Annotated in this window: 7 protein-coding genes; 4 read left to right on the top strand and 3 right to left on the bottom strand. The window is 72.6% G+C overall.

Features of this window, described 5'->3' with window-relative positions:
- Positions 1–5: 5 nt before the first annotated feature.
- A complete protein-coding gene (locus ACWGJ2_RS19355) occupies positions 6–1,799 on the top strand; it encodes a phytoene desaturase family protein (protein WP_453347340.1) in 1,794 nt (597 codons plus the stop codon).
- Positions 1,800–1,815: 16 nt separating this feature from the next.
- Complete coding sequence (locus tag ACWGJ2_RS19350; RefSeq protein ID WP_453347339.1) at positions 1,816–2,874, top strand: MDR family NADP-dependent oxidoreductase; 1,059 nt, start codon at positions 1,816–1,818, stop codon at positions 2,872–2,874.
- 104 nt (positions 2,875–2,978) lie between these two features.
- On the opposite strand, the gene ACWGJ2_RS19345 is transcribed toward ACWGJ2_RS19350, so the two are convergent.
- The 3 genes from ACWGJ2_RS19345 to ACWGJ2_RS19335 are packed head-to-tail and all read right to left on the bottom strand — an operon-like array spanning position 2,979 to position 6,264.
- Positions 2,979–4,037 carry a heme ABC transporter ATP-binding protein gene (locus ACWGJ2_RS19345; protein ID WP_453347338.1) on the bottom strand — a complete coding sequence of 353 codons (1,059 nt, stop codon included), beginning with the start codon at positions 4,035–4,037 and terminating at the stop codon, positions 2,979–2,981.
- On the bottom strand, positions 4,034–5,224 hold the full coding sequence (locus tag ACWGJ2_RS19340) for a FecCD family ABC transporter permease (protein WP_453347337.1): 1,191 nt from the start codon (positions 5,222–5,224) through the stop codon (positions 4,034–4,036). The genes ACWGJ2_RS19345 and ACWGJ2_RS19340 overlap by 4 nt, the downstream gene beginning before the upstream one ends.
- Entirely contained in the window at positions 5,221–6,264 is a 1,044-nt protein-coding gene (locus tag ACWGJ2_RS19335; RefSeq protein ID WP_453347336.1) for a heme/hemin ABC transporter substrate-binding protein, read from the bottom strand. Before ACWGJ2_RS19335 ends, ACWGJ2_RS19340 begins: the two co-directional genes overlap by 4 nt.
- Positions 6,265–6,416: 152 nt before the next feature.
- Between ACWGJ2_RS19335 and ACWGJ2_RS19330 the strand changes: the two genes are divergently transcribed.
- Positions 6,417–7,850, top strand: a complete 1,434-nt coding sequence (locus ACWGJ2_RS19330) for an HtaA domain-containing protein (RefSeq protein WP_453347373.1) — start codon at positions 6,417–6,419, stop codon at positions 7,848–7,850.
- Positions 7,851–8,006: 156 nt separating this feature from the next.
- Positions 8,007–9,626 carry an HtaA domain-containing protein gene (locus ACWGJ2_RS19325; protein WP_453347335.1) on the top strand — a complete coding sequence of 540 codons (1,620 nt, stop codon included), beginning with the start codon at positions 8,007–8,009 and terminating at the stop codon, positions 9,624–9,626.
- Positions 9,627–9,639 lie beyond the last annotated feature (13 nt).

The following is a 9,639-nucleotide window of genomic DNA, read 5'->3' as shown; positions in this document are numbered from 1 at the left end:
GAGACATGACGCGATCCAGGCACGAAGAACACCGTCGGGGCGGCGGCCGCCGCCGCGAGACGATGATCATCATCGGCGGCGGCCTCAGCGGTCTCTCCACCGGCTGCTACGCCCGGATGAACGGCTACCAGACGCAGGTCTTCGAGATGCACGAGATCCCGGGCGGATCCTGCACGAGCTGGGACCGCAGCGACTTCACCTTCGACTGGTGCGTGAGCTGGCTGCTCGGCAACGGACCGGGCAACGAGATGTACCAGATCTGGCTGGAGCTGGGCGCGCTCCAGGGCAAGGAGATGCGGCACTTCGACGCATTCAACATCGTCCGCGGGCAGGACGGCCGGGCGGTGTACTTCTACTCGGAGCCGGACCGGCTGGAGGCACATCTGCTGGACCTGTCCCCGGCCGACGCCGCCCCTGTCCGGGAGTTCTGCCAGGGCATCCGGACCTTCCGCAAGGCGCTGGCGGTCTACCCGTTCCTCAAACCGGTCGGGCTGATGAGCCGGACGGAGCGCTGGCGGATGCTGGCCTCGTTCATCCCCTACTTCAACACCGTCCGAAAGTCGCTCTCCGTGCTGATGACCGACTACGCGCGGCGGTTCCGTGACCCGCTCCTGCGCGAGGCGTTCAACTTCATCCTCTACGAGAAGCACCCGGCCTTCCCCGTGCTGCCGTTCTACTTTCAGCTCGCCGCACACGCCAACCAGTCCGCCGGGGTGCCCGAGGGCGGCTCGCTCGGCCTGGTCCGCTCGATCGAGGAGCGGTACCGCAAGTGCGGAGGCGAGATCACCTACAACGCCAAGGTCGAGGAGATCCTGGTCGAGCGGGACCGGGCGGTGGGCGTACGGCTGAGCGACGGCCGGGAGTTCCGCGCCGACATCGTGGTCTCCGCCGCCGACGGCCGCACCACGGTGATGGAGCTGCTCAAGGGCCGGTACCTCAACGACACCTACCGGCGGCTCTACACCTCGCTGATCGACGAGCCCGGCCAGCTCATGCCCGGGTACGTGTCCCTGTTCCTGGGGCTGCGCAAGCCATTTCCCGAGGGCGATCCGTGCACCACGTACCTGCTGCCCGAGCGGGCGACGAGCGGGCTCCTCGGAATGCGCTGCCCGTCCATGAACGTCCAGTTCCGCACCCGCCACTACCCCGAGCTGGCGCCCAGGGAGTCGACCGTCGTGTACGTCACCTACTTCTCCGACATCGCCCCCTGGCGGGCGCTGCGCGAGGGGCCGGAGCGGTCCCCGCGGGTGCGGCGCGGCGAGGAACTGCACACGCTGCCGGTCAAGCACGGCCGGGAGTACACGGCCGCCAAGCGGCGGGTCCGCAACGGCGTCGTCTCCTTCCTGGACGAGCGGTTCCCCGGTCTCTCGGACGCGGTGGCCGTCGCCGACGTCTCCACCCCGCTCACCCAGGTCCGCTACACCGGCGTCCACAACGGGGCCTTCCCCGGGTGGAACCCGTTTGTGGAGGGTGCCGAGACCCTGGAGAAGGAGATCAAGAAGAACGGTCCGGTGCTGCCCGGACTCTCGGACTTCTACCTCTCCGGGGTCTGGGCGACCATCGGCGGTCTGATCCGGGCGGCCGCCGCAGGCCGCCACGTCATGCAGTTCATCTGCCGGGACGACGGGCTGGAGTTCACCGCCGAGACCGACAGCAGCGCACCACCGCCGACGCAGCGGATCATCCCCGTCGGCCCGCCACCGCGGCACTCCCGGCAGCCCGGCGAGTCCGGTCCCGCCGCCGCGCCGGCCCCCGGCCCCGCCCTGTCCGGCTCCGCGCTCACCGATCCCGCCACATGACGACAGGAGAGCTGACATGAAGATCGACAAATGGGTGGTCCGAGAGCACCTCGGCGGCGTGCCCGACGTCGACCGGATCTACCAGAAGGTGACCGAGGAGACCGACGTCGGACTCCGGCCGGACGAGATGCTCTTCCGGACCCGGTACGTCTCGGTGGACCCGTACCAGAACGGTCTGGCACTGGAGACGCCCGTCGGACATCACATGGGCGGTGACTCGGTCCTGGAGGTGATCGAGGCGGGCCCTGATGCCGCGTTCCGGGTGGGGGACCTGGTGCAGGGCTTCGGCGGCTGGCGCAGCCACGTCGTCCACGACGGCCGCGAGGAGGTGTGGAAACACGGCAGCTTCCCGATGGTCTTCCCGGCCTACCGCCGTCTCGACCCGGCACTCCACGACGAGACACTGCCGCTGTCCACGGCGCTCGGCATCATGGGCGCGCCCGGCCTGACGGCCTGGGGCACACTCAAGTACTTCATGACCATCCGGCCGGACGACACCGTGCTGATCAGCGGCGCCTCCGGAACTGTCGGCACGCTGGCGGGCCAGCTCGCCAAGCGCGCGGGCGCCCGCCGGGTGGTCGGTACCACCGCGTCGCCGGACAAGGCCGCGTATCTGAGGGAGCTGGGCTTCGACGACGTCGTGCTGTACGACCAGGCGGACGACGCCGAGAAGGTCCGCGAGGCGCTGCTGCTCGCCGTTCCGAACGGGGTCGACCGCTACTTCGACAACCTCGGCGGCTCGATCACCGACGCGGTGTTCACCATGCTCAATGTGGACAGTCAGGTCGCGGTCTGCTGGCAGTGGGCGACGACGGTGAACGGCGAACTGACCGGGCCGCGCCTGCTGCCGTACATCATGTTCCCGCGCACCACGATCCGCGGCATCTTCGCCCAGGAGTGGTTCACCGAGCCGCTGCTGGCCGAGATGCACAGGGAACTGGGCGGGCTGGTCCGGCGCGGCGAGCTGCACTACGACCAGACCGTGCGCAAGGGCTTCGACGAGATCCCGGCGGCCTACCAGAGCCTGTACGTGCACCGGGAGGCCAACCGGGGCAAGGTGCTGGTCGAGGTCTGACCCGCCGGTCGAGGTCCGGCCCCACGCGGCGGGAGCGGCCCGCGCCGCTCCCGTTCGGCCGGGGCGGGTCAACCAGCATGTGATGCACGGGGATTGACGGTCCTTCAGCCGCGCCGCTGGGTCGCTTCTGAGGGCGGCGGTTCGCGGTGCGGGACGATCAGCGGTGTTCCGGAGCGCGGGTGCGCGAGGACCTCCACCGGCTGCCGGTACACCTCGCTCAGCAGCGGCTCGGTGAACACCCGCGCGGGCGGCCCCAGCGCGGCGATCCGTCCCGCTCGCAGGAGTGCCACACGGTCAGCGTAGGCCGCGGCCAGGCCCAGGTCGTGCAGGACCACGACCACGGCGGCGCCCGCCGCGGCCTCGCGGCGGCACACCCGCAGCACCAGTTCCTGGTGGCGCAGGTCGAGCGCGGCGGTGGGCTCGTCGAGCAGCAGCAGCGCGGTGCGCTGTGCCAGCACCCGGGCCAGCGCCACGCGGGCCCGCTCGCCTCCGCTGAGAGTGGGGAACGGCCTGTGCGCGAGCGCGGTCACCTCCGCCGCCTCCATCGCCGCGCCCACCGCCGCCTCGTCCTCGTCCTCACGTGCGGTGCCGGCCCAGGGGGCGCGCCCCATGCGGACGACCTCCGACACGGGGAAGGGGAAGGACAGTTCAGCGGACTGGGGAAGCACCGCGCGCCGCATCGCCAGTTGCGGCGCGCTCCAGTCGGCGGCGGGGCGTCCCGCGAGGGTGACCGTGCCGGTGTCGGCCGCCAGGTCTCCCGCGAGGGCGGCCAGCAGCGTCGACTTTCCGGCGCCGTTGGGGCCCACCAGTGCCAGCACTTCCCCTGCGCCGACGGTGAGGCCGACGTCGTGCAGCACCCTCCGCCCGCCGCGCAGCACCCCGAGGTGCTCGGTGCGGGCCAGCACCTCACCGGGTGCGGGCGGTTCGGGCGGCCTGCGGTGTCCTCGCGGGCAGAGCACGCGGGCGCGTATCCGGGACGTCGTCGCCTTCGCGTCCCGCGCACCGGCCACCTCGCGTCCGCTTCCGTGACGGCGAGCGGCGAGCAGGCCGCGCAGACGACGGGCGAGCAGCCGCAGCACACCGGGCGCGAGGGGCGGGAGGGGCGGGAGGGGCGGGGAGTCCGGGGCACCGGTGTGCCGGGGTGACGGTCGGGGTGCGCTCATGCCCAGCCTCCCTGTCCGCGACGGGTCCTGCGCAGCAGCCAGAAGAAGAACGGACTGCCCAGCAGGGCGGTGAGCACACCGAGCGGAAGTTCCGCCGGAGCGGCGACGGTACGGGCCGCGAGGTCGGCGCCGAGGAGCACCACGGCGCCGCCCAGGGCGCTTCCGGGGAGCAGGAAGCGGTGCCCAGGACCCGCGGCCATGCGCAGCAGGTGCGGCACCACCAGGCCGACGAAGGTGATGATTCCCGCGACCGCCACGGCAGCCGCGGTCAGCAGCGCCACCGCCACCACCAGGACGATCCGCAGCCGTTCGACGTCCACGCCCAGGTGCCGCGCCGAACGCTCCCCCAGGGCCAGCAGGTCCAGCCGTCGCGCGTAGTACGGCGCCACGGCCAGGCCCACGGCCGCGCAGGGGAGCACGGCGAGCACCTTGGGCCAGGTCGCCTGGGCCAGGGAGCCCAGTTGCCAGAACGTGATCTGGGTGACCTGCGCGTTGTCGGCGAAGAAGATCAGCAGACCGATCAGGGCGCCCGCGAAGGCGTTCACGGCGATCCCGGTGAGGATGAGGGTGACCACCTCGGTGCGTCCGCCGGAGCGGGAGAGCGCGTAGACGAGGAGGACCGTCACCAGACCGGCCACGAAGGCCGCGACGGTCACCGTCCAGGTGCCGAGGAAGGTGAGCCCCAGGGCGATCGAGGCGACGGCGCCCACGGCCGCGCCCGAGGAGATCCCGATGACGCCGGGCTCGGCCAGGGGGTTGCCGAACACACCCTGCATCAGCGCGCCCGCGGTGCCCAGGGAGGCGCCGACGAGCAGGGCCAGTGCGACCCTCGGCAGGCGTACGTCCCACAGCACGCTCTCGGCCACCCTGTCGAGCGGGTGGCCGCCCGCCCCGGCACGGTGCAACAGCGATGCGGTGACGTCGCCGAGCGGGATGCGGTAGGCGCCCAGGGCCGCGGAGAGCAACGCGAGGGCGAGGAGAGCGAGCACGAGGCCGGAGGTGAGGAGCGCCGCGCGCGAGCGGCGGGGTACGGGTGCGGGTGCGGGTGCGCGCGGCGGTTCCGCTTCGGGGTGTGCGGCATCCGGCTCGCCGTGACGGGTGTCCGGCTCCCCGTGGTGAGGGTCCGGCTCCCCGTGGTGAGGGGAGCCGGTGGTGTGCGGGTCCGGCTCGGTGGTGGCGCGGCTCACCGGTCGCCGTCCCGGTAGAGCTGGCGCACCAGAGAGGTGAGGACCTGATCGGTGCGCGGGCCATAGTTGAGGAGTACGCCGTCGTCGACGGTGACGACACGGCGCCGCTGCCCGGCGGGTGTCTGGGCGACGCCGGGCAGTTCGAGCAGGCCGTCCACGCCGCCTACCGACTCCAGCCCCTTCGTCATGACGAGGAACGCGTCCGGTGCCGCCTTCGCCAGCGCCTCGCTCGTGATGGGGGTGAAGTCCTTCGTCAGCCCCGATTCCGTGCCCGCGTCGAGGGCACCGGCCGCCTCCAGCAGCGACCCCGCGCCCGAGTCGCGCCCGCCGATCAGATGCACGGACGCCGATCCGCGCACGTACAGGAACGCCACGCGGGGCTTCTCGTGGTGTGCGGGGATCTTCTCGCGCGCTGCGGCGATCCTCCGGTCGGTGCGCTTCGTGAGTGCCTTGCCCGCGTCGGGCACACCCAGTGCCGTCGCGACCCGTGTGATCCGGTCCGCCACGTCCGTCAGCTCCTTGGCCGCTTCGAGGACGACGACGGGGACACCGGCGGAGCGGATCTGGTCGAGGGCCTGGGCCGGTCCCGTGGTGGAGTCGGCGAGGACGACATCCGGCCGGAGGGAGAGCACGCTCTCCGCCGAGACCTCGTGGCCGCGGGTGACCACGGGGAGTTTCGCGGCCTGTTCGAAGGTGGCCGTGATGTCGCGGCCGACCACGCGCGGTCCGAGGCCGAGGGTGAAGACGATTTCGCTGATGCTGCCGGTGAGGGGCACGATGCGCTCTGCCTGACGCACCGTCACACGACGGCCGTCGTCGCCCTCCACGGTGGCGGGCAGGCGCGGTGCGGGGTCGCCGGACAGGGGTTCCACGCGGTCGGCGGGCGCGGCGGAGGCGGCGGCCTTCCCCTTGGCCTCGCCCGCGACGGGGCTCGTTCCCCCCTGCGCGCAGCCGGTGAGGGGAAGCAGCAGGGCCAGTGCCGCGGCAGCGGCCGCGCCCAGTCGTGGCATGCGCACCGAAGTCCACCGTCCTGTCGTCATGTTGGCAGTTCCCGACGACCATAGCTTAGGTTAGCCTTCCCTTACCCGGCGATCCTCCGGCGTGCCTGGGGCTGGCTTCAGGTGTGCCCGTGCCGGAGGTGCGTCCGCCTCCTCCGCTCCGCCCCGTCCGTCCCCCGGGAGAAAGGCACATGATGCGCCCCTACAGACGCGCCGCCGTGGCGCTGACCACACTGGCGGTCCTGCTCGGAGCCCTGCTCCCGGCATCCGCCGCACACGCGGAGAGCCGCACCGTGCGGGGCGGCCGGCTCGACTGGGGCATCAAATCCTCCTTCCAGAACTATGTGACGGGGCCCATAGCGCAGGGCAGTCACACGCCTACGGACGGCGCGTCGACGACCAGCGGCAACCGGTTCCGTTTCCACTCGGCGAGCGGCAGCTACGACCCGGAAACCGGCGCCTTCCACGCGGCGTTCGAGGGCGGCGTCCACTTCACCGGACACAAAGGGCCCGACGGCGGCAACGAACTCGACCTGCGCATCAGCCGCCCGACCGTCCGCGCCGAGGGCGGCTCCGGCACCCTGTACGCCGACCTGGTCAGCAAGGCCCGCGGCTCGGGGAAGGTGACACGCTCCGCGCAGGTGCCCTTCGCCCGGCTGAACCTGTCCGGTGTGGACATGCGCGGCGGTGGCAGCCCCGTGGCGCTGAACAACGTCCCCGCGACCCTGACGTCCGACGGCGCCAAGGCATTCGCGGGCTACTACTCGGACGGCACCGCGCTCGATCCCGTCAGCCTCTCCGTCGACGTCGTCGAGTCCGCCCCGAAGACCGGGGACGGGAACTCGTCCGGCCAGGACTCCGAGGACAAGGGCAAGAAGGAGGACGGCAAGAAGAAGGCGAAGAACGGGAAGGACGCGCGCAGCGGCTTCGAGGACGCCGCCGTCGACTGGGGCGTACGGCGCACGTTCCGCGAATACGTCACGGGCCCCGTCGCCAAGGGACGCTGGAAGACGGCCGACGGGGCACGCGACGGCGGCGCCGTCTTCCGCTTCCCCGAGGGCACCGGCACCTACGACGAGGACGACGGAACGCTGACGGCCCGCTTCGCCGGGAGCGTCCGCTTCACGGGGCACGACCTGGATCTGAAGCTGAGCCGGATCACGGTGCGGGTGGCCGAGGACAGCGGCACCCTCGCGGCCGACGTCACCCATGAGGGCACCACCGACACGGAGGTCCCGCTCGTCACCTTCCCCGCCCGTGACCTCGAACCGGAGGACGGGCTCGCCACCGTGGGTGAGGCCCCCGCGAAGCTCACCGCACGCGGCGCGAAGGCGTTCGCCTCCCTCTACCCGGCCGGTACCGCCATGGATCCGGTCACCCTGTCCGTCGCGGTGACCGGCGAGGCCCGGCTGCCAGCGCTGCCGGATCTGGGCAGCGACACCTCCCCACGCGCCGAAGGCGCCGCCGACGACCGTTCCACGTCGGCCACCGAGGACACGGCCGCGCCGGTCACCGCCTACGTCGCCGCGGGCGCGGCCGTCCTCGCGGCCCTCACGGCGGGCGGCGTCCTCCTGCTGCGCCGCCGCGCCCGCGCCGCGCGGGCGGCCGACGAATCCGGCACCGGCTGACCTCGGCCGCGCACGCCCCGGCACACCCTGGCACCGCCCGCTTCGGCCCGTCGCGTCGGACGGAGCACCCGCTCCAACCCGCTCCCCCGCCGCGAACACGCCCCGCACCCCCCGTCCCGCCACACCCCCGAGACACCACCGAGGAGAGAACCGGCCATGTCCACACCCACACCCCGACGCCCCCTGGCGTTCGCCGCCGCCACCGCCACCGCGGCCCTCGTCTGCGGCACCGCCTTCACCGCACTCCCCGCACACGCCGCCGAGGACGGCGCCGCCGCGTCGCCCTCGCAGATCGTGGACGGCTCCCTCACATGGGGCGTCAAGGAGTCCTTCCGCAGATATCTGACGAGCCCGATAGCCGACGGGAAGATCACCGTGTCCGACGGCGCCGAACAGGCCGCGGACAACGGCGTGTTCACCTTCGGCGACGCCAAGGGCACCTATGACTCCCAGACGCACGCCGCGTCCGCCACGGTGAAGGGCTCCGTGCGTTTCGAGGGCCACCACGGCGCGCTCGACATCACCCTCAGCGACCTGAAGGTGGACACCACGACCACCTCCGGCACCCTCACCGCCGACGTGGAGAGCGACAACAACGGCGAGCACTCCGCCGAGCAGGACGTGCCCCTGGCCGACCTCGCCCTCGACGGTGTCACACCCGGCCAGGGCGAGGACGGCAGCACGGTGCTCGCGGACATACCCGCCACCCTCACGGCGGAGGGCGCCGAGGCGTTCGCCGGGTTCTACGAGGAGGGCGCCGAACTGGACCCGGCGACGCTGGCCATGACCACGGCGGCGGGCGAGGACCCCGGCCCCGCCGACCCGTCCGGCGGGACCACCTCCGGCGGTTCCGGCGGCTCTTCCAGCACGGGCAGCTCGTCCGGCTCGGGCAGCTCGGGCAGCACCGGCGGTTCGTCCAGTGCCGGCGGCACATCGGGCACCGGGGGCACGGAAGCGGACACCCCCTCGTCCGGTACCGCGGCCGAGGACGGCGCCCTGGTCGACGGGAACCTCGACTGGGGCGTCAAGGAGTCCTTCCGTTCCTACGTCACCGGGCCCATCGCCTCGGGCAGGATCGAACTGGCCGACGGCGCGGCCGAGTCCGGCTCCGTCTACCGCTTCTCCGGGGCCGAAGGCTCCTTCGACTCGGCGGACCAGAAGCTGTCGGCCGGTTTCCAGGGCTCGGTGCGCTTCCTCGGGCACAAGGAGTCCGACGGTTCCTACGCCCTCGACCTCAAGCTCAGCGGCCTCGCGGTAACCGTCGCCGACGGCAAGGGCACCCTGGCGGCCGACGTACGCGCCAAGGACCGCACCACGCACGAGGTCTCCACCTACGACGGCCTGGCGCTCGCCACCCTGGACCTGCCCGAGGGCGACCTCGCGGCGAAGGACGGCATCCTCACCCTCTCCGGGACACCGGCGAAGCTCACCGCCGACGGCGCCAAGGCGTTCGGCGGCTTCTATGAGGCCGGGGAAGCCCTCGACCCGGTCACCGTGAACATCTCCCTCGACGAGGACGCCACCCTGCCCGGCGGCGACAACGGCGGCGGCACCGGCACCGCAGGTGCCTCGGACACCTCCGGCTCCTCGGGGACCTCGGGCAGCGCCGCCGCGACCGTCGGCGGCACCGGGGACTCCGCACTCGCCTCGACCGGCACCCCGCTTCCCGCCGCGGCCGTGCTCGCGGCGGCGGTCGTGGCCCTGCTGACCGGCACCGCCACCGTCGTCGTCTCCCGCCGCAGGACCACCACCGCACCCATCCCCACCCACTCCTGACCCCGCCCACGTG

The organism is Streptomyces sp. NPDC054796 (genome assembly GCF_053611545.1).
The sequence above is the reverse complement of the archived record's forward strand: the minus strand, read 5'-3'. Positions and strand labels throughout refer to the sequence as shown.

Bases quoted from the DNA above. Each gene is read 5' to 3' on its own strand.
- ACWGJ2_RS19345 (WP_453347338.1), bottom strand. From the start codon at position 4,037: ATGAGCGCACCCCGACCGTCACCCCGGCACACCGGTGCCCCGGACTCC.
- ACWGJ2_RS19355 (WP_453347340.1), top strand. From the start codon at position 6: ATGACGCGATCCAGGCACGAAGAACACCGTCGGGGCGGCGGCCGCCGC.
- ACWGJ2_RS19335 (WP_453347336.1), bottom strand. From the start codon at position 6,264: ATGACGACAGGACGGTGGACTTCGGTGCGCATGCCACGACTGGGCGCG.
- ACWGJ2_RS19325 (WP_453347335.1), top strand. From the start codon at position 8,007: ATGTCCACACCCACACCCCGACGCCCCCTGGCGTTCGCCGCCGCCACC.
- ACWGJ2_RS19330 (WP_453347373.1), top strand. From the start codon at position 6,417: ATGCGCCCCTACAGACGCGCCGCCGTGGCGCTGACCACACTGGCGGTC.
- ACWGJ2_RS19350 (WP_453347339.1), top strand. From the start codon at position 1,816: ATGAAGATCGACAAATGGGTGGTCCGAGAGCACCTCGGCGGCGTGCCC.